The sequence below is a fragment of the Collinsella aerofaciens genome (genome assembly GCF_002736145.1).
GTDB lineage: Bacteria > Actinomycetota > Coriobacteriia > Coriobacteriales > Coriobacteriaceae > Collinsella > Collinsella aerofaciens_A.
On the sequence record NZ_CP024160.1, the window covers coordinates 42,421 to 66,207 of the forward strand.

At 59.8% G+C, this 23,787-nt stretch carries 23 protein-coding genes; 12 read left to right on the plus strand and 11 right to left on the minus strand.

Annotated features, from left to right (window positions below; all coding sequences use genetic code 11):
- Positions 1 to 15: 15 nt before the first annotated feature.
- Both CSV91_RS00210 and CSV91_RS00215 read right to left on the minus strand, forming a co-directional pair.
- The gene (locus CSV91_RS00210) at positions 16 to 495 is read right to left on the minus strand and encodes a pyridoxamine 5'-phosphate oxidase family protein (RefSeq protein WP_099431337.1); all 480 of its coding nucleotides are present in this window, start codon (positions 493 to 495) and stop codon (positions 16 to 18) included.
- A gap of 42 nt (positions 496 to 537) precedes the next feature.
- Positions 538 to 3,342, minus strand: coding sequence for an ATP-binding protein (locus tag CSV91_RS00215; RefSeq protein WP_172622412.1), 2,805 nt, complete (start codon positions 3,340 to 3,342; stop codon positions 538 to 540).
- Between the two features lie 197 nt (positions 3,343 to 3,539).
- Between CSV91_RS00215 and CSV91_RS00220 the strand changes: the two genes are divergently transcribed.
- From CSV91_RS00220 to CSV91_RS00230, 3 genes are all read left to right on the plus strand, one after another.
- The gene (locus CSV91_RS00220) at positions 3,540 to 3,965 is read left to right on the plus strand and encodes a potassium channel family protein (protein WP_099431339.1); all 426 of its coding nucleotides are present in this window, start codon (positions 3,540 to 3,542) and stop codon (positions 3,963 to 3,965) included.
- 35 nt (positions 3,966 to 4,000) lie between these two features.
- The gene (locus tag CSV91_RS00225) at positions 4,001 to 4,534 is read left to right on the plus strand and encodes an LOG family protein (protein WP_099431340.1); all 534 of its coding nucleotides are present in this window, start codon (positions 4,001 to 4,003) and stop codon (positions 4,532 to 4,534) included.
- A 125-nt stretch (positions 4,535 to 4,659) separates the two neighbouring features.
- Entirely contained in the window at positions 4,660 to 5,964 is a 1,305-nt protein-coding gene (locus CSV91_RS00230; RefSeq protein WP_099431341.1) for a chloride channel protein, read from the plus strand.
- A gap of 82 nt (positions 5,965 to 6,046) precedes the next feature.
- On the opposite strand, the gene CSV91_RS00235 is transcribed toward CSV91_RS00230, so the two are convergent.
- The 4 genes from CSV91_RS00235 to CSV91_RS00250 form a co-directional block, all read right to left on the minus strand.
- On the minus strand, positions 6,047 to 6,784 hold the full coding sequence (locus CSV91_RS00235) for an SAM-dependent methyltransferase (RefSeq protein ID WP_099431342.1): 738 nt from the start codon (positions 6,782 to 6,784) through the stop codon (positions 6,047 to 6,049).
- 278 nt (positions 6,785 to 7,062) lie between these two features.
- Complete coding sequence (locus tag CSV91_RS00240; RefSeq protein ID WP_099431343.1) at positions 7,063 to 7,761, minus strand: ABC-2 transporter permease; 699 nt, start codon at positions 7,759 to 7,761, stop codon at positions 7,063 to 7,065.
- The gene (locus CSV91_RS00245) at positions 7,758 to 8,639 is read right to left on the minus strand and encodes an ABC transporter ATP-binding protein (RefSeq protein WP_099431344.1); all 882 of its coding nucleotides are present in this window, start codon (positions 8,637 to 8,639) and stop codon (positions 7,758 to 7,760) included. The genes CSV91_RS00240 and CSV91_RS00245 overlap by 4 nt, the downstream gene beginning before the upstream one ends.
- A gap of 23 nt (positions 8,640 to 8,662) precedes the next feature.
- Positions 8,663 to 9,043, minus strand: coding sequence for a GntR family transcriptional regulator (locus CSV91_RS00250; RefSeq protein WP_099431345.1), 381 nt, complete (start codon positions 9,041 to 9,043; stop codon positions 8,663 to 8,665).
- A 215-nt stretch (positions 9,044 to 9,258) separates the two neighbouring features.
- Between CSV91_RS00250 and CSV91_RS00255 the strand changes: the two genes are divergently transcribed.
- From CSV91_RS00255 to CSV91_RS00265, 3 genes are all read left to right on the plus strand, one after another.
- On the plus strand, positions 9,259 to 10,872 hold the full coding sequence (locus tag CSV91_RS00255; protein ID WP_055252215.1) for a peptide chain release factor 3: 1,614 nt from the start codon (positions 9,259 to 9,261) through the stop codon (positions 10,870 to 10,872).
- Between the two features lie 156 nt (positions 10,873 to 11,028).
- A complete protein-coding gene (locus tag CSV91_RS00260) occupies positions 11,029 to 11,751 on the plus strand; it encodes a VUT family protein (RefSeq protein ID WP_226812554.1) in 723 nt (240 codons plus the stop codon).
- Between the two features lie 9 nt (positions 11,752 to 11,760).
- Positions 11,761 to 12,441, plus strand: a complete 681-nt coding sequence (locus CSV91_RS00265) for an SDR family NAD(P)-dependent oxidoreductase (RefSeq protein ID WP_099431346.1) — start codon at positions 11,761 to 11,763, stop codon at positions 12,439 to 12,441.
- Between the two features lie 51 nt (positions 12,442 to 12,492).
- Here the strand turns inward: CSV91_RS00265 and CSV91_RS00270 are convergent, their stop codons facing one another.
- Both CSV91_RS00270 and CSV91_RS00275 read right to left on the minus strand, forming a co-directional pair.
- Positions 12,493 to 13,218: a uracil-DNA glycosylase gene (locus tag CSV91_RS00270; protein ID WP_099431347.1), complete on the minus strand. Its 726-nt coding sequence runs from the start codon at positions 13,216 to 13,218 to the stop codon at positions 12,493 to 12,495.
- A gap of 88 nt (positions 13,219 to 13,306) precedes the next feature.
- Positions 13,307 to 14,209 carry a DMT family transporter gene (locus tag CSV91_RS00275; RefSeq protein WP_099431348.1) on the minus strand — a complete coding sequence of 301 codons (903 nt, stop codon included), beginning with the start codon at positions 14,207 to 14,209 and terminating at the stop codon, positions 13,307 to 13,309.
- A gap of 158 nt (positions 14,210 to 14,367) precedes the next feature.
- Between CSV91_RS00275 and CSV91_RS00280 the strand changes: the two genes are divergently transcribed.
- On the plus strand, positions 14,368 to 15,234 hold the full coding sequence (locus CSV91_RS00280) for a LysR family transcriptional regulator (protein ID WP_099431349.1): 867 nt from the start codon (positions 14,368 to 14,370) through the stop codon (positions 15,232 to 15,234).
- Between the two features lie 27 nt (positions 15,235 to 15,261).
- On the opposite strand, the gene CSV91_RS00285 is transcribed toward CSV91_RS00280, so the two are convergent.
- A complete protein-coding gene (locus CSV91_RS00285) occupies positions 15,262 to 16,644 on the minus strand; it encodes an MATE family efflux transporter (RefSeq protein WP_099431350.1) in 1,383 nt (460 codons plus the stop codon).
- Positions 16,645 to 16,835: 191 nt separating this feature from the next.
- Between CSV91_RS00285 and CSV91_RS00290 the strand changes: the two genes are divergently transcribed.
- Positions 16,836 to 17,651, plus strand: a complete 816-nt coding sequence (locus CSV91_RS00290) for a putative RNA methyltransferase (protein WP_099431351.1) — start codon at positions 16,836 to 16,838, stop codon at positions 17,649 to 17,651.
- Between the two features lie 128 nt (positions 17,652 to 17,779).
- On the opposite strand, the gene CSV91_RS00295 is transcribed toward CSV91_RS00290, so the two are convergent.
- Entirely contained in the window at positions 17,780 to 18,181 is a 402-nt protein-coding gene (locus CSV91_RS00295) for a hypothetical protein (protein WP_099431352.1), read from the minus strand.
- A 434-nt stretch (positions 18,182 to 18,615) separates the two neighbouring features.
- On the opposite strand from CSV91_RS00295, the gene CSV91_RS00300 reads away from it, so the two are divergent.
- On the plus strand, positions 18,616 to 19,320 hold the full coding sequence (locus tag CSV91_RS00300) for a class I SAM-dependent methyltransferase (protein ID WP_099431353.1): 705 nt from the start codon (positions 18,616 to 18,618) through the stop codon (positions 19,318 to 19,320).
- 48 nt (positions 19,321 to 19,368) lie between these two features.
- On the opposite strand, the gene CSV91_RS00305 is transcribed toward CSV91_RS00300, so the two are convergent.
- The gene (locus CSV91_RS00305; RefSeq protein ID WP_055310006.1) at positions 19,369 to 19,665 is read right to left on the minus strand and encodes a hypothetical protein; all 297 of its coding nucleotides are present in this window, start codon (positions 19,663 to 19,665) and stop codon (positions 19,369 to 19,371) included.
- 77 nt (positions 19,666 to 19,742) lie between these two features.
- Between CSV91_RS00305 and CSV91_RS00310 the strand changes: the two genes are divergently transcribed.
- From CSV91_RS00310 to CSV91_RS00320, 3 genes are all read left to right on the plus strand, one after another.
- On the plus strand, positions 19,743 to 20,231 hold the full coding sequence (locus CSV91_RS00310; protein WP_099431354.1) for a GNAT family protein: 489 nt from the start codon (positions 19,743 to 19,745) through the stop codon (positions 20,229 to 20,231).
- Between the two features lie 305 nt (positions 20,232 to 20,536).
- A complete protein-coding gene (locus CSV91_RS00315) occupies positions 20,537 to 22,540 on the plus strand; it encodes a GTP-binding protein (protein WP_099431355.1) in 2,004 nt (667 codons plus the stop codon).
- 93 nt (positions 22,541 to 22,633) lie between these two features.
- Positions 22,634 to 23,752 (plus strand): AAA family ATPase, encoded by a 1,119-nt coding sequence (locus CSV91_RS00320; protein WP_099431356.1) that lies wholly within the window; start codon positions 22,634 to 22,636, stop codon positions 23,750 to 23,752.
- Positions 23,753 to 23,787: the final 35 nt, after the last annotated feature.

Consider the following 23,787-nt stretch of genomic DNA (forward strand, 5'->3'; position numbering starts at 1 on the left):
GGCTTGCTGAGGGGCTTACTTTTCGTGAATCTGCTTACCGCAGAGATGCTCAATCGTAATCTCGTAAAGCTGGACGCCCTTGATGTCTTTGGCGATCTCCTCCTCGACTTCTTCGGCAGAAGGGTAGTACCTAAGCGCGAGCTGACGGACTTTGTCCTCGATAAACGCAGGCGCCTCATCTACCAGGCGACAACGACCAAAGACAACGGTACTCATAACGTAGGGAGCCCAGTCGCCGTCCTGGTACCACTCGTTTCCGTAAACGGTAAAGCAGACCTTGTCATCGCGCTTGAGTGCGTCGACCTTGTGGCCGGCTTTGGCGCCATGGAAATAAATCTTGTCGTGCTCGGCATCGAAGAAGTAGTTGACGGGAATGGCGTACGGGTAGCCATCGTCGCCGTTGACGGCAAAGACGCCGCGCTTGCAGGTAGCGAGCAGTTCGCGCGCTTCCTCGTCAGTGATGGCGCGTTTCTTTCGACGTAAGGGCCTAAACATCGTTGGCTTCCTTTCTGGTCGTGCGTGGTGGTTGAGCACAAACTATAGCGAAACGGATCCGTTTTTCTTGATGCGGGCGAGTATGTTTTTGAGCTTGTTAAAGTCGAGCGGTTTGGACAGATGGGCGTTCATGCCGGCGTCGTGTGCCGCCTTGGCGTCCTCGGCAAAGGCATTGGCGGTGAGCGCGATGATGGGGATATCGGCTGCATCGACCTTCTCGCTCAGGCGAATCGCGCGGGTTGCCTCGTAACCGTCCATGTCCGGCATCATAATGTCCATCAGGATCGCATCGAAGCTGCCGGCGGGATGAGACAGGTACAGATCGACGACTTCGTTGCCGTTGACGGCGCGGGTGACCACGACGCCCTCGGATTCTAGCAGCGTCTGGGCAATCTCGGCATTCAATTCGTTGTCTTCGGCGAGCAGCACGTTCATGTCGGCGAGCGAGCAGTCGAGCGCCCTCTCGACCGTATTCGCCCGCGCCCGGGGGTTCTTGTCGATATCGAGCGGAATTTCCACGTAGAACGTGGTGCCCACATGGAGTTCGCTGCTGACTTCGATGGTGCCGCCCATCAGTTCAATAAGCGACTTGACGATTGGCATGCCCATGCCGGTTCCCTGGAACTTGCTGCGCGCATCGTCACCTTCTTGGGCAAACGGCTCATAGATATGCTTTAAAAACTCGGGAGCCATGCCAATGCCGGTATCCGAAACGCTAAAGCAAAAGAGCGCGCGTCCATCATCGAGTGGCTTGGTCTTTGAACTAAAGGTGACGGAGCCGCCGTGCTTGTTGTACTTAATGCTGTTGTCTAACAGGTTGATCATGATCTGTCGGATATGGGTGGGACTGCCGATCATGTATGGCCCCGTGGCGTACGGCAGACTATTGTCCTGCATTGTGATGCCGTTACTGGACGCGCGGAGCTTGCACAGCACCAGCGTATCGTCACAGAGCTCTTTGAGGTTAAAAGGCGCATGTTCCAGTGTTAGCTTGCGGTCTTCGATTTTTCCCATCTCGAGGATGTCGTTGATCAGCGAGAGCAGGTGATTGGCGGCAACGCGCGCCTTGGCACGGCTCTCGCGGGCGACTTGCATATCGCCTTCCTTCAATTCCTCGATCTCGATAAGGCCCAGGATGCCGTTGAGCGGCGTGCGGATGTCGTGGCTCATGCGCGTGAGGAATGCCGTCTTAGCGGCGTTGGCAGCATCGGCTTTTTTGCGCTCGGTTCGAGCGCGCACGAGCGCCCAGATGAGCAGGACGACGCCGACCGACAACATACCGATGAGGGCAGCTGCAATGGCGGTGCGGTTGCGATAAAGGAATTGAAGCGTGTTGGATTCCTGGGCCGTGTACGACGTGGAGGAGAAATTGCTTGCGGAGAGCGATTCTCCGGCATTGATGATGCCCTTGTTGATGATTCCCAACAGCTCGGGTTTTCCGCGCGAAATCCAGCATGAGAGCTCACAGGTGTCAGGGAGCTCGGTCGTCTCGCAGTCCTCGAGATCGTAACGGTCACCGATGGTTTTTACGCGTGAACTGGGAGCGACGATGCAGCGCGCCGTTCCCTTCCTGAGGGCATCGAACGCTTCATCGTCGGATTGGTATTCGGTTACGGTCGCTGTGGGGAACAGACTTTCAAGTGCATTTTTGTTGACAAACGATGATTTGGTACAGGCGATGTTCTGAAGGTCTTTGTTCAGGTTGCTGCCGGTGTGGATGGCGGTGAGGGATATGGTCCCCAACGATATCGACTGCACAACGCCTGTTTGCTCGGCAAACCAGTAATCTCGGTATACCGGCAGCGCAACGTCTATACTTCCCTTTGACAGAGCCTTTGACATCATCTTGTAGCTATCAAAGGCGACGGTTTTGACCGTAATGCCAAATTTATCGTGTAGCGTCGTCGCAAGCGATGCGAGCGATCCTTCCATTTCGCCGTCTTCGTCCTCGTTGCAGTAGGGGAGTTTGCCCGTAATGTAGCCGAGCGTGATGGTGTTGTTGTTTGCTTTGAGCCAAGAACATTCGGGGCCGTTGAGCGATGATGAACCGCTGTTTTGGGTCGAGTAGCTAGATTTGACTTCGTCGTTATAGCGTGGGTTGACGCGAGCGATTGCCGTCATGGCAGCATTGATGTCGTTCATCAGGTCGGGGCGGCTTTTGGGAACGGCAAAGTAGTAGTCGCTCGAACCAATGTAGAACATGGGGGAGGCGTTGGGCGACGAGGTCGTGTCATTCATGACGATGGCGTCGACCTCGCCGTTTGCCAGCGCATCGAAAAGGTCGCCGTTACTGCTGATTTCCTTATAGGTACAGGTAATGCCCTCGTTGGCGAGCCATTGCTGGCCAACGATGGTTTGCATGACGCCGGGGTTGAAACCGATAGTGAGACCTTGGAGTGCTTGAGGGTCACCCTTTGCGAGGTCGTCACGGTCGGGCCTAGCGTAGATGTAGTAGCGTTCGGTGCCCTCGGGGTTCGACGAGAAGAGCAGTTTTTGGGCGCGTTCTTCGGAGTAGGAGATGTTTGGCATGAGGTCAATCTCGCCGGCTTCGAGCTTCTCCATAAGCTCGGTGAAGGTGCCGGAGACGTATTCGTACTGCCAGCCGGGTGTGTAGTACGAGAGGGTCTGGAGGTACTCGTAACCCCATCCCGAGAGACGCTCGCCGGGGGTGCCGTCCTGGAAGCCCTCATTGTTGACGAGCCAACCAACGCGGACCGTTTTGACTGGCTGACTAGAGTCATCGGCAAAAGCCTGGGCAGGCGCGATAGAACTCAGCACGGCAAGCGCGGCAAGCACAATGGCCAGGGCGCGATATATAACTGAACGAAGGACAGCGGAAGCTCTCACATGCAATCCTAACGAATCGAGACATTACCGCATAAGGATACCAGCTCAGCCTGCCCAGTCGGCAGCTGCACCGCTAAACGGTCCCGCCCGGCAGTTGGGGACAGTCCCTTTCTACCGGCACAAAAGGAACGTCCCTAACTGCCGGTTGTGGGACAATACCGAGCGAACGTGATTGGTTGTCCGTGGAAGGGGTCGCAATGAACAGGTTGAGGACGCTTGCCGATGTGCTGCGACAGGCTGGCTTTGCACGCATCACGGGCCTGTTTCTTATCTTTTACCTGCTGTGCTCGACGGCTGTCTGGCTGTCCGAGCCTACGACCCTCACGTTTGGCGATGGCCTGTGGTTTAGCTTTGAGACGGTCTCGACCATCGGCTTTGGCGATATTCCGGCCGAGACGCCGGTTGCCCGCGCGATTACCGTCGTCCTGAGCGTCATCAGCATCTTCTACATCGCCATGCTCACGGGTGTGGCGGTGAACTACTGCAATACGCTCATCAAGCTGCGCCAAAAGGACACCATGGCGCGCTTTATGGACGATCTTGAGCATTTGGAAGAGCTCGATCGTGACGAGCTCGCCGACCTGTCGCGCCGTGTGCGCGAATATCGCCGCCGCCAACGCTAGAACGGGCGCCGCGCGTCACGATGAGGGGATTGAATATGAACATCACGGTATACCTGGGCGCCAGCGTTGGTAACGACCCAGCATTTTTGCCTGCGGTGCAAGAGCTGGGCAACTGGATTGGCTCTAACGGGCACGCGCTGGTATACGGCGGGTCCAAATCGGGCCTGATGGGTGCGCTCGCCGATAGCGTGCTCGATGCTGGCGGTCATGTGACGGGCGTGGAGCCGAGCTTTTTTATCGAGGCCGAGTTTCAGCACGATGGCATCGACGACCTCATCGTGACGAGTGATATGGCCGAGCGCAAGGCCAAGATGATTGAGCTCGGTGACGCGTTCGTCGCCTTCCCGGGTGGCACGGGCACGCTCGAGGAGATTGCCGAGGTCATGTCGGCCGTGTCGCTGGGGCATCTGAGTGCGCCATGCATCCTGTATAACCTGGACGGTTACTACAACGACCTCAAGGCGCTGCTCGGGCACATGATTGATAAGGGGCTTTCGAGCTCGAGGCGCCAGCTCGGCATCTACTTTGCCGACGATTTGCGTGAGATTGCCTCGATTATCAACGGATAAGTCTTGAGCCTGCCCCACTATGACTCCCAATGGTGCCGTTTGCGGCGCAGGTGGTTGGCTCGTTCGGGCAACGCGCGCTCTACAATAAAATGTATCTATGTCGACTTTGACCGCGGGAGGACCCGATGGATAACCTTGCCAAACCCACAAACCGTGCGCTGTTTTTGGTCAGCGTTGCCGTGACCGGTGCACTCGCGGGTGCTGCAGTCTGGCTATTCTTCTTTGCGATGGAGCACGGTATCGACTATCTATGGACCGAGATTCCACACGCGCTGGGCGTCGCTTCGCCCGAGCTTGCCAGCGGCCCGTTTGGCTTTCTGCCGTACCCGTTTTTTGTCTGCTTGCTGGGCGGCCTGCTGATCGGTCTGTACGAAAAGCTTACGGGCACCAAGACCGATGACCTCAACCAGGTGATGGCTAAGGTTAAGCAAGACGGATGCTACCCGTATGACAGCCTGGGCAAGCTTTCGCTCGCGGCATTGCTGCCGCTGCTGTTTGGCGGAAGCATTGGACCGGAGGCCGGCCTGACCGGCGTTATCGCGGGTCTGTGCAGCTGGGTCGGCGATCGCATGCGTCGCTTTGGCGCCGAGTTTAGGGAGCTCACGCTGCTGGGCACCCAGGCCGCGCTGACGGCGCTCTTTACCGCGCCCGTCTTTGGCTTTGTGGCGCCGCTCGCCGGTAGCGCCGACGGCCAGGGCGAAGGCGCCGACGATGAGTCCGCATCCGGCGAGATCACCATCAAGCTGCCCAAGGCGCAAAAGACGGTGGTCTACGGCATTGCGATTGCCGGCGGTCTGGGCACCTACCTGCTGCTCGGCCAGCTCATGGGCGGCGGCATGGGTATGCCGAGGTTCGAGGCTGCCGTGGTGGGCAACCTGGAGTTTACCTGGCTCGTTCCGCTGGCGCTCATCGGCACCGTTTGCGGTTGGCTGTACTTTGTCTCGGAGCACGCGAGCGAGGCGCTGTCCCATGCCATAGGGGAGCGCCCTGTCGTCAAGGCCATGCTAGCCGGTCTGGCGCTCGCCATCTGTGGCACGGTCCTGCCCTACACCATGTTTGCCGGCGAGACCCAGGCCGACGTGCTCATGGAAACCTATCTGACCATTCCCGCCGGCGTGCTTATCGCGACCGGTCTTGTTAAGGCCATGCTGACGCCCGCCCTCATCAACCTTGGTTGGCGTGGCGGCCACTTCTTCCCGGTTATCTTCTCGGGCGTAAGCCTGGGCTATGGCCTTGCCATCCTCACCGGCGCCGATCCGGTCTTTTGCGTCGCCGTCTGTACGGCCTCGACGATGGGCGCCGTTATGCGTCAGCCCGTCATGGTCGTGGGCCTGCTGCTTATGTGCTTCCCGCTCAAGGGCATTGTCTGCATGATCATCGCCGCAGCCATCGCCGCCGGCATTCCGCTGCCCAAGCCGCTGCGCAAGTAGCGTATTGCGCTTTACGGTTGTTCAGAACTTGTTTTAAAGAAGCCGCGCGAGGCCGTTTGTTTACGGCTCGCGCGGCTATTGTTTAGAACTTTCTCAGCACGATGGCGATGGTGTTGAGGTATTCGAGCGCGCCGGCTTCAACGGCAGCGCGGTCGCCTGCTGCGTACTCGTTGTCGCAGGCGAGCCAGTCTTCCCACGCTTCGTCCGTGCAGAGCATAGGCTGCATCGAGACAATCTCGACGCCGGGGGTCGGCTCGATCATGGCGCGCCACCAGGCTATGTCGTGCATATAGTCGAGCTGCTCGGGTGCCCAGGATTTGAGCAGGCAGGCGGGCAGGTTGCCGTGGCAGTCGCGAACCATGCCGGGGATGCTTAAGTAGAGCATCCCGCCTTGCTTTACGTAGGGGAGCAGGAACTCGCCCAGATAGCGTGGGTCGCGGCCGTAGTAGTTGTACGAGTCGATGCTCACGACCGCATCAAAAAAGTCGTGCTCAAACGGCAGTCCCTGTGAGGCGTCCGCCTTAACAGGGTGAATCGTGTCGCGGGGAATGTCGAGCGAATCAAAGAACGCGCGGTTCTCGACGGGGTCGCTCCACAGATCGACGGCGTAGGTGTCAAATCCGTATTCGCGGGCAAGCAGGGCGCTGGTAATGCCGGTGCCCGACCCAAGGTCGCAGACGCGGGCGCCGCGTGGGATATTCGCACCGCAAAGGAGCTCTTCGCAGAGCTTGAGGGGGTTCGGCCCCATAATCTTAGAGCGTACGAGTGCCGCGTCGAAGCTGGTGGCTTTTGGGAAGGATTGAGATTTTGCAGAGTTCATTGTTCTTTCCTATCAGGTGCATATGTGGCAGATGACGGAGGCGGAACGGCGCAACAAACCACGGCCGCAAGACGGCCGTTTTCAATTTGTATGCGATTGACCGTTCCCTAAAGAACAATGACCAAAAAGACATCCCCTTGGATGATCGAAATTGGGCCGAGGCCCGTGACGTTTTGATTATAGAACGTTGCGCACGGGCCGGGGATATGCCATTTGTCACGGATTTGAGGGGCGCGATTGTGGCCGATTGCGACCTGCGTGGGTCGAGATTCGCCCGCCTACAGGTCGCGTGCCCGGTAGACCTTGGTGCTGACGATGCAGCTAAGTGCACATAGCACGAGGGCCAATACCGCGATGCCCGCACACAGGCAGCCGAGGACGGCAGGATCGGGATTCGCTCCGGCAATCGACATGAGCCAGTTGCTGATGGGGTTGGAGGAGCTCAGCGTGGCCATGGCAAGGCATCCGAGCAGGGCGAACAGGCCGACGGAAAAGCGCAGCGCCTCCATGTGTCCAAATCGAAAGAACAGCGGCTGTGCCAGAAACACCATCATGAGGGAGATGAGCATCGATGCGGCGGAGGCTATTGTGGTCTCAAAGACGGTTTGTCCCGTCGAGGGCATGCCCGCGCTGTTGAAGAGCGGGATAGAGACGATGCCCAGAAGCGCGGCGGCGCACGCCATGACGGCCGAGAAGACAATGATGCTCAGGTAGCGTGCACAGATGATGTCTATGCGCGAGATGGGCAGCGTTGCCCGATAGCGCTCCCATCCGTTTTGATTGTCGTAGCCGGCCAGCGAGTTCATGACCACGATGGGCGACATGGCACTGACCGCGCAGGCGCCGGCGCTCATACCAGAATCGCCATCTGATGCGTTGGCGAGGGTCAGCACGACGAAGATGAACAGGCCGACTCCCGCAATGCTCGGGACAAGCGTGCGGACGATGGCGAGCTCAGACATAAAGGCGCGTTTCATTTCGAAGCCCCTTTCAGCATGAGGCGAAGATAGTCATCAATGGTTGCCCGGTCGCAGGGAATCTCGGGGAAGGCCTCGAGCACATCGCGACGGTTGGGCACGAGCACGTCCATGCTATAGGCGTGGTGGGCGGCACGGGCGCCTTCGACGCAAGCCATGAGCTCGGACGCCTGTGCTTGGGTGCAGTGGGCGATGCCGGCTCGGTCGGTAATGTCCTCGCGTGGTAGGTCAAAAACAATCGAGCCGTTATCGATGCAGATGACGCGGTCGGCAGTGCGATCGAGGTCGGATGTAATGTGGCTCGAGAGCAGCACGCTGTGCTGGCTGTCGGCGACAAAGGCAAGCAACTCGTCGAGCAGTTCCTCGCGCGCCATGGGATCAAGGCCTGCGGTGGCTTCGTCCAAAACGAGCAGCTTGGCATTGTGGCTGAGCGCACAGGCGAGCTGCAGCTTCATGCCCATGCCGCGGGAGAGGTCCTTGACCTTCGTTTTGGGATCGAGGCCAAATCGGTCGATGAATCCGGCGAACGTTTCGCAGCTCCATGTGGGATATGCCGGGCCTACGAGCCTCTCGACCTGGCCCACCTTGAGCGTGGAGGGGAAGGGACACGTGTCCAGGACAAGGCCGATGCGGGAGCGCAGGTGGCGCTGAGTCTCGTCGGGCGCGTCGGCGCCATAGCGCTGCCCAAACAGGTGCACCTCGCCGGCATCGAGCTTTATAAGCCCGAGCGCGGCGCGAATGGTCGTTGTCTTGCCGGCGCCGTTTGCGCCCACAAAGCCGACGATTTGGCCGGGCTCTACGGCAAGCGTGACATCGCGTAGCGAAAAGCGGTCGCTCACGCGGCGCGATACACCTTTGAGTTCTAGCAAGGTTTGCATGGCATAGCCTTTCTTGCAGATGGTTACTGCATGGTTTCGGGGGCTATAAGGTCGAGCATCTCGTGTAGTTTGCCGCGCGTGACGCCCAGAGCTTCGGCTTGGCTCGCCGCTTTCGCAAGTAGCTCTTCGATATGGCAGAGCTGGTTTTCGCGCAAGAGTTCTTGGTTGCCCTCGGCGACAAAGCAGCCTTTGCCCTGCACGGTGCAGATAAAGCCGAGTTGCTCCAGGTCGGCGTAAGCGCGCTTGGTGGTGATGACGCTCACGCCAAGATCGCTCGCGAGTGCACGGATGCTGGGGAGTTTGGCCCCCGCCGTGAGCGTGCCCGAAAGGATCTGAGCTTTGACTTGCGAGGCTATTTGCTCGTAGATGGGCTTGTCGCTCGAATTGGATAGGATGATGTCCACAGCGGCTCCTTAGCTGTTGGGCTACACGTGTATATAACCGGTAAGCACAGTATATATACACTATGCACAGTTACGCAAGAGACAAATTCGGATTGGGCCGGCTGCCCGGGCCCTGACTGATGAATTTGTCCTGATAGGCGCCCTAGATCGGGATTTCGCGGCTACAATAATGCGGTTACATCGACGTAATGCACTCAATGCAAGAAAGGATCCGCATGGCAAGCCTGTCGGATGAAATCTCGTCGCGCCGCACATTCGCGATCATCAGCCACCCGGACGCCGGTAAGACCACGCTTACCGAGAAGCTGCTGCTCTATACCGGCAGCATCCAGACTGCCGGCTCGGTCAAGGGCAAGAGCTCGGCCAAGCACGCCGTCTCGGACTGGATGGACATCGAGAAGGAGCGCGGCATTTCCGTTACCTCCTCGGTGCTGCAGTTCACCTATAATGGCGCCTGCGTCAACATCCTCGATACCCCCGGCCACCAGGACTTCTCGGAGGATACCTACCGTACCCTTATGGCCGCCGACGCCGCAGTCATGGTCATCGACGGCGCTAAGGGCGTCGAGGCCCAGACCAAAAAGCTCTTTAAGGTCTGCACACTGCGTCACATTCCCATCTTCACCTTTGTGAACAAGCTCGACCACGAGGCTCGCGATCCGTTTGAGCTCATGGAAGAGATCGAGAATGTCCTGGGTATCAATACGTATCCCATGAATTGGCCGATCGGCAGCGGCCGCAACTTCCGCGGCGTGTTCGATCGTCAGACCCGTCGCGTTATCGCCTTTGAGGGCGATGGTCACGCCAACGCCACCAAGAAGGTCGCCGAGGTCGAGGCCGAGCTGGGCGACCCCGCCATGGACGAGCTTATCGGCGAGGAAAACCACAAGAACCTGATGGACGATATCGAGCTGCTCGATGGCGCCGGCGACGAGCTCGACTTGGATGCTGTGGCCTGCGGCAAGCTGAGCCCGGCGTTCTTTGGCTCGGCGCTCACCAACTTTGGCGTGGAGCCCTTCCTCAAGGAGTTCCTGCGTCTGGCCCCGACGCCGCGCGCCTATACCGATACGCTCACCAGCGAGCCGGTCGACCCCTGCCGCGACGACTTTAGCGGCTTTGTGTTTAAGATCCAGGCCAACATGGACAAGAACCACCGTGACCGTATCGCCTTTGTGCGCATTTGTTCGGGCAAGTTCGAGCGTGGCATGGACGCCTTTCACGTGCAGGGCAACCGCAAACTCAAGCTTGCCACGGGCACGTCGATGATGGCCGACGACCGCGCCATCGTGGACGAGGCGTACGCGGGCGATATCGTGGGCCTGTTCGATCCGGGTATCTTTAGCATCGGCGACACCGTGTGCTCCGGCAAGCGCCACGTGCAGTATCCGCAGATCCCGACGTTTGCTCCCGAGATGTTCGCTCGCATTACGCAGGTCGACACGCTCAAGCGCAAGCAGTTTGTGAAGGGTATGGAGGAGCTTGCCCAGGAGGGTGCCATCCAGATCTTCCGCGAGCTGGGTGCCGGCATGGAGAGCGTCATCGTGGGCGTGGTCGGCGTGCTGCAGTTTGAGGTGCTCGAGCGCCGTCTTAAGGCCGAGTACCGTGTTGAGGTCCGTCGCCAGCCGCTGCCCTATACGGACATCCGCTGGATCCAGAACGACCCCGACACCATCGATATCCCGGGCCTTTCGCTCACGCGCGACACCCTGCGCGTCGAGGACATGCGCGGCGGTAAGCTGCTGCTGTTCACGAGCCCGTGGAACGTGGACTGGGCAACCGACCACAATCCCGACCTGATCCTGTCGGAGTTTGGCAACGTAGCGTTTTAACGCATCGGCGCGGTGGCCCTGTGGGGCTGCCGCGCCGCTTGCTTGCCTGATGCCGTGTGAGCGGCTATCATACCCACCGTCGTCTCAAGACCGGGGCGTCCGAGCAGTTCGGGTCCGATATCCTGCTCGTTAAACCTAAAACCAAAGGAGTACATAATGATCAAGAAGGTCATGGAGGACTATAAGGTCCTGTTGCGGAGCATTCCCGCGGCAACGGTTTCGCTGTTTTTCGTGAGCGTCATCATGATGAACCTGCTGGCCAACAAAGAACTTATCAGCCTGCCGTATCTGGCGCTCGACTGCGGCTTTGTGGTGAGCTGGGTTTCGTTTTTGTGCCAGGACATGATCTGTAAGCGCTTTGGCGCCAAGGCATCCATCAAAATCTCTATCCTCGCGTTGCTGGTCAACCTGGCCGTGAGCCTGTGCTTTTGGGCGTGCTCGCTCACGCCCGGCATGTGGGGCGCTTACTACGACACGGGCATGATCGAGGTCAACACTGCCCTTAACGCCACCATCGGCGGCACCTGGTACGTGGTGCTGGGCTCTTCGTTGGCAATGCTCGTTTCTGCCGTGGTTAACTCCACGCTCAACCAGTCGCTCGGCCGTATGCTCAAAAAGAATAACTTTGCGAGCTTTGCCTTCCGCTCCTATGTGTCCACGGGCGTTGGCCAGTTTATCGACAACCTGGTCTTTGCCATTGTGGTGAGCCATACGTTCTTTGGTTGGACCTGGGTGCAGGTCCTTATGTGCTCGCTGACCGGCGCTGTTGCCGAGCTGCTGTGCGAGGTCTTCCTGAGCCCCGTGGGCTACAAGGTCGTGCGCGGCTGGGAGCGCGAGAATGTGGGCGCCGAGTACCTCGAGCGCCACGCAACCGCCTAAGGAGCAAGTATGCGGGTTTTGATCACGGGCGCTTCGGGCGGTATCGGAGCCGCGTGCGTGCAGCGCTTTTTGGACGAGGGCCACGAGGTCGTGGGCTTTGACCTGCTGCCGGCGGCGGTCGAGCACGAGCGCTACCGCCATCTGATCGTTGATGTACGCGAGCCTAACTCGTTTCCAGGCGACCTTGAGCCTCAGGTAATCGTGAACGTTGCCGGTACGCAGGATTCGGCCGACGATATCGCCGCCAACCTGTGTGGCACCATCAACGTGACCGAGCGCTACGCCTTTGTGGGAGAGGGGCTTGCCGCCAAGCCGGCGCCGACTATCAAATCCGTGGTCAATGTGGGGTCCGCGAGCGGACATACGGGATCGGAGTTTCCCGCCTATGCCGCCAGCAAGGGCGGCGTTATCGCCTACACCAAGAACCTTGCAAACCGCCTGGCACCGCAGGCCATCGCCAACAGTGTGGACCCGGGCGGCGTTATCACGCCGCTCAACCGTTGCGTGATGGAAGACGAGCACCTGTGGAACCAGATTATGGAGCTCACGCCGCTTAAGCGCTGGGCCACCGCCCAAGAGATCGCCGAGTGGATTTACTTTGTGGGCGTGACCAACCGGTTTATGACCGGGCAGAGCCTGCTGATCGATGGCGGCGAGGCCGGCCGCACACAATTTATTTGGCCCGAATAGGAAACGCGCCCGATGGGAAGCCGTCGGGCGCGTTTTTTGATGTGTCGATTTTTAGCCGAGGCAAGTCCAGTTGACGGGGGTCGAGCCGTGCTGTTCGAGTAGCCGATTGGCAGCGGAGAAGGGGCACGACCCCATAAAAGCGGGGAGTTCTGCCGTGGCACGGTTTGCCGAAAGCGGCGAGGGGTGCGTAGAGGCCAGACAGAACTTGCCGGTTGCCTTTCCCGCGCCGGTCGCGGCGAGCTTGCCTTCGACCATCTGCTGGGCAAAGCGGCCCCATGCCAAAAAGACGACCGGTTGGGGCAGCTGACAGCAGCGTTCGATAACGTAGTCGGTGAGCGTGCTCCAGCCCAGTTTGGCGTGCGAATTCGCGGCATGCTCACGCACGGTGAGCGTAGTGTTGAGGAGCAAGACGCCCTGCTGTGCCCATGGGGTTAGGTCTCCCGTGGCGGGAATGGGGCAGCCCAGGTCGGCATTGAGCTCCTTATAGATGTTGCGCAGGCTCGGCGGCAGTTTGGTTTGCGTCGCGGGGACCGAGAACGAAAGCCCCATGGCCTGGTTGGGTCCGTGATAGGGGTCTTGACCCAAGATGACAACTTTGGCTTGGTCTGCCGGCGTGTAGGCGAGGGCATTGAGGATGTCGTCTTGTGCCGGGTAGATAGTCTGCTCGGCACGTAAAAGGGCGATGCGCTCGAGCAGCTGGTTCGTAGTGTCACGTACCGGCTGCGGCGCATCGCCCAACCAAGTTGCTATGTTGCGGTCGCGGGTTGCGGTGTCCATGGGGCTCCTTTATGGCAGATGCTCTGTTGACATCTATTGTAAAGGCGCACCGGTTGCCTTTATGCCGCGGCTGCATAAGGAGTGGGGACTACGAGACGCGCTCGGGCGCTCCTGCCATACGGGCCTGTCCATGTTCACGGAGGCGCGGAAGCTCGACGGTTGCCACCATGACACCGGTGAGGATGAGGGCGGCGCCAAAGAAGGCGATGGGGCTCAGGACCTCGCCGACCAGGAAGAACGAGAAGACGGCAGAGCAGACCGGCTCGAGCGAGAAGGCGAAGCCGGTGGTCTCGGCAGGCACGTGGGGCTGCACGAGTGTCTGGGTGATAAAGCCATAGGCAGAGCAGATGAGTGCGAGGGCAACGACGACTACGACCTCGCCCGGCGTGCCGGGAAGCGTGAAACCGCCAAAGAGGAACGCGGCGATGCCCGAGAACAGGCCGCCAAAGCCCAGCTGCCAAACGCCCAGAGCCAGTGGGTCGACATCTTCGACAAAGCGCTTGGCGACAATGATGTGTCCGGCATAGACAAAAGCGGAGAGCAGCATGATGAGCGCGCCCGGGTTCAGGCTGGTAAAGTCGGCGCCCGAGAGCGGCAACATACCGCAGGTGACGATGGCGGTGCCGACGAGCACCTTGCGCTCGGGGGCGCGACGCAGCAAGGCGGCGTTGGCAAACGGCACGATCACGACCGTCAGGCTCTGCAAAAAGCCGGCGGTGGAGGCGGAGGTGAGGCTAGAGCCCAGGCACATGCAGGTGAGCTCGGTTGCCATAATGGCGCCGATGATGGCGGCGCGAACCATCAGGTCGCGATTGATGCGGAAAGCGCGCCTGTGGAAGAGCAGCAGGCAGGCCACAAAGGCGATGATGCAGCGCAGCGCAACGATGCTCGTGGCGTTCATGCTGTCCATGCCGATCTTCATGAGGGGGTACGAAAAGCCCCATGCGACGGGAACGGAAAATGAGAGCGCGATTGCTTTTTTGCGATCCATGGGACTCCTTTTGTTACAGAACGGTTTCGCAAAAAGGATTCTGCTCCCAGATATGGATGTAGTAAAGCGAATGTATCTTCAGTATGATTAAGAAATACTAATGCTAGTAGAAAAAGCCCTGGCAAAACGTTTTACGGCTGCATTGATGTGGAGGCACGATGGCATCGCGGTATCAGATTGTTTGTATGGTGGTCGATCGCGGCAGCCTGAAGGGCGCGGCCGACGAGCTGGGCTATACGCAAAGCGCGGTGAGCCAGGCCGTCAAGGCGCTCGAGCGCGAGCTGGGCACCACGCTTATCGAGCGCGGTAAGCAAGGTGTCTCGCTTACGCGCGACGGCAAGCAGTACCTGCCGTATCTGCGCCAAATCGTAACTGCCGAGGCCGAGCTTGAGGGCAAGCGCCAGGAGCTGATGGGGCTTTCCTCGACTGATATTCGTATCGCGACGTTTACCAATGTGAGTCGTACCGTACTGCCGCGTGTGATCCGCGACTTTGGGGCTCTGCATCCGGGCGTGCACTTTACCCTCAAGCAGGGCGATTACACGCGCAACGCCCAGTGGGTGCACGACGGCGTGGTTGACTTTTGCTTTACGGCGCGCGGATTTACCGCCGGGCTCGAGAAGCGCGTGGTCTATCACGACGAGTTGGTTGCGCTGTTGCCGGCCGCGCATCCGCTGGCGGCAAAGGAAAAGGTAACGCTCGCCGACCTAGCGTCCGAGCCGTTTGTGCTGCTGGACGAGGGCGAGCAGAGCCTGGTGCTCGATGCATTCGCGGCGTACGGGCTGTCGCCGCACGTGACGAGTGAGGTTACCGACGACTACACCATCATGGCGATGGTGGAGGAGGGCCTAGGCGTGAGCATGCTGTATCGCCGTACCGTCGAGGGCATGCGGGCCGATATTCGCGTACGTCCCATCGTGCATGCTCCCTCGCGCGACGTGGTGGCAGCTTGGCGCAGCTGGGACACCATGCCTATCGCCACGAGGCGTTTTATCGACTATATGAGCTCGCATATTGTCAATTAATGACTGGCGTGACATTGAGTGCGGTGTTTAGCGGGCTGTCGCTTTGGCTTGGGCGACGCGATAGGTGCGTGCCGGGTGGCAAAGTAGCACCGCCACGACCATAAAGAACGCCGTGGTGCCCAGGCTGATGGGGTAGACCATCATGATGTTCGCAAAGGTGCGGAAGTGCGGGAACACGCAGAATACCCAATAGAAGCGAATGCCGCAGACGCAGATCATGGTGATGAGGGCGGGCATGAGCGAGATGCCAAAGCCGCGCAGGTAGCCGGACATGTTTTCGTAGAACATGCTAAAGGCGTAGGCAGGGAAGATCGAGCACACGCGGATATAGCCGATCGAGACGATGTTGGGGTCGCTGTTGAACAGCGCCAGGATTTCGCGTCCCAAGCCTACGATGATGACGATGGTGGTGAGCGCGACGATACCGCCTTCGACCAGGCAGACCTTGAGCGTCTTGGTGCAGCGGTCGATTTGGCGGGCACCGTGGTTTTGTCCCACAAAGGTGGTGCAGGCCTGGCTAAAGCTGTTGAGCAGGTTGTAGCACACGTACTCCAGGCTCATAGCAGCGCTCGATGCCGCCATGACCTCGGTGCCCAAGCTGTTGATGGCGGACTGGATGATGATGTTGGCGACGGCAAAGACAGCGCTTTGGATGCCGGCGGGCAGGCCGATCTTGACGATGCGCTTGAGGGCGACGGGGTCTAAGCCTAAGTCGCGTGGGGTGACGCGGACGACGGAGTCGGTCTTGAGCAGGTGGACAAAGAGTGTGGCGGCGCTGACGGTGTAGGCGATGGCGGTGGCGATGGCGACGCCCGCGACGCCCCAGTGGAGCACGGGGACAAAGATGAGGTCCAGGCCAATGTTGAGGACGGTGGACACGGCAAGTGCCTGAAGCGGCATGCGGGTGATGCCGACGGAGCGGAAGATCGCGGCCTCAAAGTTGTAGAGCAAGATCGAGGGCATGCTGAGCAAAAAGACGCGAAGGTAGAGCGAAGCGAGCGGCATGGTCTCGGCAGGGACGTTGAGCGCAGCGAGCATGGGCTCGGCAAAGATCTCGCCCAGGGCGATGACGACAAAGCCCACAAGTGCCATTAAAATCGAGGTATGGACGGCGCGTTTGACCATGTTCTGATCGTTGCGGCCGATAGCGTTGGCGATGACCACGTTGGAGCCAAGCGACATGCCGATAAACAGGTTGAGCATAAGACTGGTAAGCGGAACATTGGAGCCGACCGCCGCCATGGCGAGGGTTCCCTGGTCGCCCGAGAAGTTACCGATGATGACCGTGGCGATGAGGTTCGACAGCTGCTCCAAGATGCTCGTGGCGGCCACGGGGAAGGCGAACAGGGGAATATTGCGCCACAGCGAGCCGGTGGTCATGTCAATGTGCTTAGATGCGGTGTCTGCCATACGCTCTCAATCTCTAATATGCTCTTTCGCGCTTATTTGCGCAGACGATGATACTCCTAATGCAGCCAGCCGGCACTTAGGGACGTTCCTTTTCTGCCGGCAGCTGGGGACACTCCTTGTCTCTTCTATGACTAGGTGGGGAAGGCGTGCGACAATGGTGGGCGTTGTGTTGTTCGCACTAAGGAGTTGCCATGTTGTTGTGTCCCGTTTGCCATGAGCCGTTGGTGGACGACGAGCGCGGTGCTGCATGCGCGAGTGGACACCGATTTGACCGTGCGCGCGAGGGCTATCTGTATCTGCTGCGTTCGTCCAAGAGCGGTGACTCCATGGGCGATCCCAAGTCGCAGGCACGTAGCCGTCGTGACTTTCTGAACCGTGGATACTACGCGCCGTTGCGCGATGCGATGGTCGAGCTGGTGCGCGAGCGGGTGTCTGGGCGTGCTGCGTCTGCGAACGGCCCCATGACCTTGCTTGACATTTGCTGTGGCGAGGGCTACTACACCAGTGCCATGGGCGCGGTTTCGGGCGTGGATGCTTACGGTTTCGACCTGGGCAAGGAGATGGTGCGTCTTGCCGCCAAGCGCGGCGATGCGACGTACTTCGTGGCCAACATGAAAGATATCCCCGTGGCTGATGGCGCCTTTGATATGGTGACCGAGCTCTTCGCTCCTTTTAACGAGCGTGAGTTTGCCCGCGTGCTGGCGCCAGAGGGCTCGCTCTATACCGTGGTGCCGGGGGCCCGTCATCTCTTTGGGCTCAAGGAGGTGCTCTACGACACGCCATATCTCAATGACGAGAAGCTGCCGAAGACTACCGAGCTCGAGTTGGTCGGAACGCAGCGGGTGTCTGCGAACATTACGCTCCAGACCCAGGCCGACATCGAGGCAGTGTTCCAGATGACGCCGTACTACTACCGCACGCGCCCCGCCGACAAAGAGCGCCTGGCAAATTTGGACACCCTTCAAACCGACATCGACTTCATCATCGCCGAGTACCGCCACAGCTAACAACCTGCCAAAAAGGGACAGGTTTATTTTGGCAGGTTTTATCTGGGCAAACGTAAAGGGCCGACCGCGGAGATGCGCGATCGGCCCTTTTTAGTTGCTTGGCTTCAGAGGTTATGAGAAGCGAGCGCTTACAGGCGGTCCTTGTTCTCGGCCTTAACCTCATGTGCCTGCTGAACAAAGAACAGGTCGTACACCACGATGACAAAGGCGCCAAAGTTGATGGAGTCGCCGCCGAGTGCGGGAAGCGTGAGCACCGCCTGGGCAAGCGTGGCGACCGCGGCAACAATACCGAGCTTAAACGCGCCGCCTACCTGCGAAGGCTTGTTGGCGCCCTTGATGCCCGCAACGCCTGCGGCGAGATCGATGAGGCCCTTGACGATAATCACGGCCGCGGCGAGCATGGCGTTCGGCCCGTAGGTGGACTCGAACTTGCCGGTCGCGATGCCGGCGATTCCAATGACGAGACTGGCGATGCCCAGAACAAAATAAATCAGGGCAAGGATTTTGAGAGTCTTGCGAGTGAAGCTCATGACTGGTCCTTTCGATACGAGTACGCCAACCTGGCGCACCCTATGTGCTGCACATATGGTGAAGCACATTGTAGTTCAACGCGGCGATGCATACGCCTGAAAGCGTCTCTTGCCTGCACGGTCCAACCTTTCAAAAAGGAAAGCTGGGCGTAAGCCAAATCGATGGCAGCGTATGCGCGGCGCTGCGATGATGGGGCCATGGTAAGAGCTGGACCGAAGGAGGAGCCATGATGTACGGAGTCAAGCAAGTGCGTGAGCCGCGGTCGTTGGGAAGGCGCATGGGTGATTCTGTGATCGCTGCCGTGTGCACGGGATTGATGGCGGTGCTTTGCATTGGGATGCTGTGGACCATGTCGCATGTGGGACAATAGCGGACGGTTGGGTGCCGGTATAAACGGCGCTCACGTATTCGTTTTGCTTGTTAAGGAGTACCCATGGGCGTCGTCGATCCCTTTTCTGTTGCTCGGGCCGCGGGGCTTGAGCTGACCGGGAAGTCCGAGGGCCTCACGCTCACCGACGGCACGATGGAGCTGTGCGCCGATTTTGGCCGCATGCTTCCGCGGCTCAAACGGGGCCGTTTGCAGCAAGAGCTACTGGTGAAGGCTGCGCGCACAAAAGGCATCGAGCAACCATGGGCGATTGATGCCACGGCAGGCTTTGGCGAGGATTCGCTACTGTTGGCGGCCGTGGGCTTTACCGTCGATCTGTATGAGCAGGATTGCGTGATCGCGGCGCTCCTCAAGGATGCCTTGGATCGCGCGGCAGATGATCCGGCGCTTGCGACAGCCGTGGCGCGCATGCGCTTGCATGCGGGCGAGGACAGCATTGCCGGCCTTCGCCATACAGCTGAGCTGATCGAGCAGGGCGATCTCACCGCTCCCGACGTGGTGTATCTGGATCCCATGTTTCCCGGGCGTACCAAGAGCGCGGCGGTTAAAAAGAAGTTCCAACTCTTGCACCATCTGGAACAGCCGTGCGCCGATGAGGAGTCGCTGGTCGAAGCCGCGCTTGCGGTGCACCCGCGCAAGGTCGTTATCAAGCGGCCGGTGAAGGGGGCATTGCTTGCTGGCGTTAAGCCGAGCTATCAACTTGCGGGCAAGGCCATTCGTTACGATGTGTTGGTGCCGCCGCGCCCGTAGCTTGCGTGCGACGGTTGGCGCTCCGTCAGTGCCGTGCCGATGCGGGGTCTATTTCCAAGGGTGCGACGTCAGGTGCCATCCGCCGCAGTATTCGCATTTGTAGCAGGCAAGGCCGCGCCGTCCGCGGTTTTCGCAGTCGGCCATAACTGCCTCGGCCTCGGCGCGCGTGTCGTAACGGTTTTTGCGCTCGCACGACTTGTAGCGCCAGGCTTCATCGCGCTCGGCGTCTAATGCGTCGCGGCGCTCGTCTTCGCGTGCAAACAGGTCGCTCATATCGCCGCCCGTGGCAGCGCCCAAAAACTCGCTTTTGGCTTTTGACCAGGCGGCTCGCTTTTTGCTCCCCATCTGCTTCGCGCCCCTCTCCAAACGTTGGTATCATTGCTCAATCAAAGTGATACCAATAAACGTGAGGTCGCCGCGTGATGATCAGAAAAACCCTCGATACCGACATTCCCGCCGTCATGGCTATCTATGACGCGGCCCGCGCCTTTATGCGCGCGCATGGTAACACCACGCAGTGGCCCGAGGGCGCGCCTTCGGCCGAGCAGCTCAAAAGCGATATCGCCGCGGGCGGTAGCTATGTGTGCGAGGAAGACGGACGCGTGGTGGCGACGTTTGCCTTTCTGCCGGGGCCGGACAGTTCCTACGATGTGATCGAGGACGGCCAGTGGCACAGCGACGCCCCGTACGCCGTGCTGCACCGCGTGGCATCCGACGGTACCACGCATGGCGTCGCGGCTGCGATGTTTGCCTTTGCCAAGGAACGCATCGACCATCTGCGTATCGACACACACCAAGACAACCTGCCTATGCAGGGCGCCATCGCCAAGGCCGGGTTTAAGCGCGCTGGTATCGTATATGTGTCGGACGGTACGCCGCGTGTCGCGTTTGATTGGCTGCGCGAGGCGTAGGAGCCAAGGCACGTATCATCACCCAGCTCAAATAAAAAATGGCCCCGAGTGGGGACATTTTTGGTAAAACGCGTCGTTGTGGGACTCGCATTGTTACCGCCTCAGATGAGACCGGGCGGGCAAAAGGGGAGGTGCCGGCTTTCGCAAGGCGCGAACCTACGAAAATCGCTGCGCGGCAACGCGGGGCGATGAGCTCGGTCGGGGGATAGGGCCCGCTTCGCCCGCCGGCCCGTAAATTGTATCATCCAGTGTGGAACGAGGATGCCCGTTGCCGCGTGCGATGGGCTTGCAATAAGAGGAGAGCCATGTCGAAGCAAGCGGTCGTTGGAATCTTGGCGCATGTCGATGCCGGCAAGACCACGCTGGCCGAGGCCATGCTGTTCAACGCGGGTCGCATTCGCAAGCGCGGCCGCGTGGACGATGGCGATTCGCATCTGGATACGAACGCGATCGAGCGCGAGCGCGGCATTACGATCTTCTCGTCGCAGGCCGTGCTCGACCACGGCGATACCCACGTCATGCTCGTGGATGCACCAGGGCATGTCGATTTTTCTGCCGAGGCAGAGCGCACGCTGCGCGCGCTCGACTATGCGATTTTGGTTGTGGGCGCCAACGATGGCGTGCAGGGGCACACCGAAACCCTGTGGCGCCTGCTTGCGCGCTATGACATCCCGACGTTCATCTTTATCAGCAAGATCGATTTGGAGAATCCCGGTCGCGATGTTTTGCTGGCACAGCTGGGGCAACGTCTTTCCGAAGGCTGCCTGGATGCCAACGAGCTGCTGACGGGCGGTGCCGTTCAGGAGGATGCTGCTGCGTTGGACGAGGCGGCACTCGAGGAGTTTCTTGAAGCGGGTGAGCTTTCTGTCGCAACGCTGTCGCGCATGGTTGCCGAGCGCAAGCTCTTTCCCTGCTTTGCCGGCTCGGCGCTCAAGGACCAAGGCGTGGACGAGCTGCTGGATGGCATATGCGCGCTGATGCGTGAACAGGCGTGGCTCCCGGAGTTTGCCGCGCGCGTCTACCGCGTGAGCCGCGGGGATCGTGGCGAGCGCTTGGCTTGGGTTAAAGTGACCGGCGGCACGCTGCATGCCAAGCAGGTGATTGGCGGACGTTCCGGTGCCGAGGCATGGGAGCAGAAGGTCGATCAGGTACGCATCTATAACGGCGAGAAGTATGAGCTTGCCCAAGAAGTTGCTGCTGGCGGTATTTGTGCCGTGACGGGTCTTGCGCACGTTCGCCCGGGGGACGCCCTGGGCGCGGAGCCCGCGGGCGATGCGCCCGTCATTGCGCCGGTTCTCACCTATACGGTGCTTCCGGGCGAACACGATGTCCATGCGGTGTTCAAAGCATTGACTGAGTTGGCGGACGAGGATCCCATGCTCGGCGTAAGCTGGAATACGCATCTTGAGCAGATTCATTTGCAGTTGATGGGCGCCGTGCAGCTCGAGGTCGTGCAGCGGGTGTTGGCCGATCGCTTTGGCCTTTCGGTTGCGTTTGAGTCTGGCGGCATTCTCTATAAGGAGACTATTTCGCAGCCGGTCGAGGGCGTAGGCCACTTTGAGCCACTGCGCCACTATGCCGAGGTGCATCTACGCCTGGAGCCGTTGCCAGCGGGTTCGGGCGTGCAGTTTGGTACCGTGACCTCGACCGACGAGCTCGATCTTAACTGGCAGCGTTTGGCACTCACCAACGCCATGGAGCGCAATCACCTGGGCGTGCTGACCGGCTCGCCCATCACCGATGTGCGCATTACGCTCATGGGCGGCCGTGCGCATGCCAAACATACCGAGGGCGGCGATTATCGCCAGGCCACGTACCGCGCGATTCGCCAGGGTTTGATGCAGGCGCGCGAGGCCGGCGCGGCGGTGCTGTTGGAGCCGTGGTATCGCTTTGAGCTCGAGGTGCCGGGGGAGTGCGTGGGTCGGGCGCTCTCGGATGCCACGCGCATGGGTGCCGAGTACGAGCCGCCGACAATGACAGGCGACCGGGCGAAGCTTGTGGGTCGTGTACCGGCATCAGAGGTGCAGGATTACGCGCTGGAGGTGGCTGCCTACACGAGTGGTCGTGGGCATCTGTACCTGGAGTTCGCCGGCTATGCGGCATGCCATGATGCCGAGCGCGTAATCGAGACGGCCGCCTATGAGCCCGAGGCCGATCTGCCCAACACGCCCGACTCGGTCTTTTGCTCTCACGGCGCCGGTTACACGGTCAAATGGTACGACGTACCCGCCGCGGCACACGTAAAGGTCGATCCCAGCACCTTCCGCCCCTGGCGAGCAGCAGACGCCGAGTTTTTCGGCCACATGTGACAAAGGGACAGTTCTTTTGTCACATGCTATTGGTATAACTCGGTACAAGTTGGTATAACTGTGGATAACGTTTGCCAATCCGAGGAGGCCGGCATGAATCCAAATCCCTTTAAGCCGACGGCAGGCAAGCGGCCCCCGATGCTCATCGGTCGCGAGTCGGTCGTCGAAGATTTCGAGGAAGGGCTCGATAACGGCGCCGGAGCGCCGGGCAGGCTCATGCTCATTACGGGAAACCGCGGCTGCGGCAAGACGGTTCTCCTGCGGGAGCTGCAACGTCTAGCCAATGAGCGCGGATGGGCGGTTGTCTCCGATTCTGCTTCGCTTGGCTTGTGCGATCGCCTGGCCGACGCGCTTCGCTCGAATAAACCCGTTGTGACGTCAATGGAGTTTGGGCCGTCGTTTGGTCGGATGTCGGTCGAGGCGGCTCGGGCAAAGGGCGAGACGCTACGGGGGCTGGTCAACGAGCGCCTCAAGAAGCTCGGTCCAGGCAAGGGCATCCTGTTTGCGATTGACGAGGCGCAATCTGCGTCAATCGAGGAACTGGCGGCTCTTGCCGTTCTCTATCAGCAGGTGCTCGGAGATCAGGATGCTACGGGCCTGTCCGATAGCGACCAGCGCGGTCTTGCGCTGGTATTTGCCGGCTTGCCCAGTATGGTTGACGACCTGCTCGAAGAGCCGAGCGTGACGTTTTTGCGCCGTGCTCAGCAGCGTGCGCTGGGGGCGATTTCTTTGCCCAAGGTGCGCGATTCATATGTCCAGACGGTCAAGGACGCTGGTCTTTACGTTGATGCGGAGACGGCGGACCTTGCGGCGCGCAAGAGTATGGGGCATCCCTACATGGTCCAGCTGGTGGGATATTACATGTGGCGCTCTGCTGTCCGGCGCAACTCGCAGGTCATTGAAAGGCGCGATGTCGAGGATGGCCATGCGGATGCCGTCTCCGAGTTCTACGAAGCGGTCGATGCGCCCCTGTATTACGGGCTGCGCAGTCCACAGCGCCTTTTTATCGAGGCCATGGCTACTGACGAGGGTAAGCCGACGCGCATGGCGGATATCATTGAGCGCTGCGATCGCACTCAGAGCTGGGCGAGTAAATATCGCGCAAGCCTGATTCGCGAGCGCGTCATCGAGGCCGCCGGATACGGCCTTGTGCGGTTTACCGTGCCCATGCTGGGCGAGTACATTCGCGATCGCATTTTATGGCACGAGTAATGTGACAAAGGGACAGTCCCTTTGTCACATCGATG

Bases quoted from the DNA above. Each gene is read 5' to 3' on its own strand.
- CSV91_RS00210 (WP_099431337.1), bottom strand. From the start codon at position 495: ATGTTTAGGCCCTTACGTCGAAAGAAACGCGCCATCACTGACGAGGAA.
- CSV91_RS00220 (WP_099431339.1), top strand. From the start codon at position 3,540: ATGAACAGGTTGAGGACGCTTGCCGATGTGCTGCGACAGGCTGGCTTT.
- CSV91_RS00225 (WP_099431340.1), top strand. From the start codon at position 4,001: ATGAACATCACGGTATACCTGGGCGCCAGCGTTGGTAACGACCCAGCA.
- CSV91_RS00230 (WP_099431341.1), top strand. From the start codon at position 4,660: ATGGATAACCTTGCCAAACCCACAAACCGTGCGCTGTTTTTGGTCAGC.
- CSV91_RS00235 (WP_099431342.1), bottom strand. From the start codon at position 6,784: ATGAACTCTGCAAAATCTCAATCCTTCCCAAAAGCCACCAGCTTCGAC.
- CSV91_RS00240 (WP_099431343.1), bottom strand. From the start codon at position 7,761: ATGAAACGCGCCTTTATGTCTGAGCTCGCCATCGTCCGCACGCTTGTC.
- CSV91_RS00245 (WP_099431344.1), bottom strand. From the start codon at position 8,639: ATGCAAACCTTGCTAGAACTCAAAGGTGTATCGCGCCGCGTGAGCGAC.
- CSV91_RS00255 (WP_055252215.1), top strand. From the start codon at position 9,259: ATGGCAAGCCTGTCGGATGAAATCTCGTCGCGCCGCACATTCGCGATC.
- CSV91_RS00260 (WP_226812554.1), top strand. From the start codon at position 11,029: ATGATCAAGAAGGTCATGGAGGACTATAAGGTCCTGTTGCGGAGCATT.
- CSV91_RS00265 (WP_099431346.1), top strand. From the start codon at position 11,761: ATGCGGGTTTTGATCACGGGCGCTTCGGGCGGTATCGGAGCCGCGTGC.
- CSV91_RS00270 (WP_099431347.1), bottom strand. From the start codon at position 13,218: ATGGACACCGCAACCCGCGACCGCAACATAGCAACTTGGTTGGGCGAT.
- CSV91_RS00275 (WP_099431348.1), bottom strand. From the start codon at position 14,209: ATGGATCGCAAAAAAGCAATCGCGCTCTCATTTTCCGTTCCCGTCGCA.
- CSV91_RS00280 (WP_099431349.1), top strand. From the start codon at position 14,368: ATGGCATCGCGGTATCAGATTGTTTGTATGGTGGTCGATCGCGGCAGC.
- CSV91_RS00285 (WP_099431350.1), bottom strand. From the start codon at position 16,644: ATGGCAGACACCGCATCTAAGCACATTGACATGACCACCGGCTCGCTG.
- CSV91_RS00290 (WP_099431351.1), top strand. From the start codon at position 16,836: ATGTTGTTGTGTCCCGTTTGCCATGAGCCGTTGGTGGACGACGAGCGC.
- CSV91_RS00295 (WP_099431352.1), bottom strand. From the start codon at position 18,181: ATGAGCTTCACTCGCAAGACTCTCAAAATCCTTGCCCTGATTTATTTT.
- CSV91_RS00300 (WP_099431353.1), top strand. From the start codon at position 18,616: ATGGGCGTCGTCGATCCCTTTTCTGTTGCTCGGGCCGCGGGGCTTGAG.
- CSV91_RS00305 (WP_055310006.1), bottom strand. From the start codon at position 19,665: ATGGGGAGCAAAAAGCGAGCCGCCTGGTCAAAAGCCAAAAGCGAGTTT.
- CSV91_RS00310 (WP_099431354.1), top strand. From the start codon at position 19,743: ATGATCAGAAAAACCCTCGATACCGACATTCCCGCCGTCATGGCTATC.
- CSV91_RS00315 (WP_099431355.1), top strand. From the start codon at position 20,537: ATGTCGAAGCAAGCGGTCGTTGGAATCTTGGCGCATGTCGATGCCGGC.
- CSV91_RS00320 (WP_099431356.1), top strand. From the start codon at position 22,634: ATGAATCCAAATCCCTTTAAGCCGACGGCAGGCAAGCGGCCCCCGATG.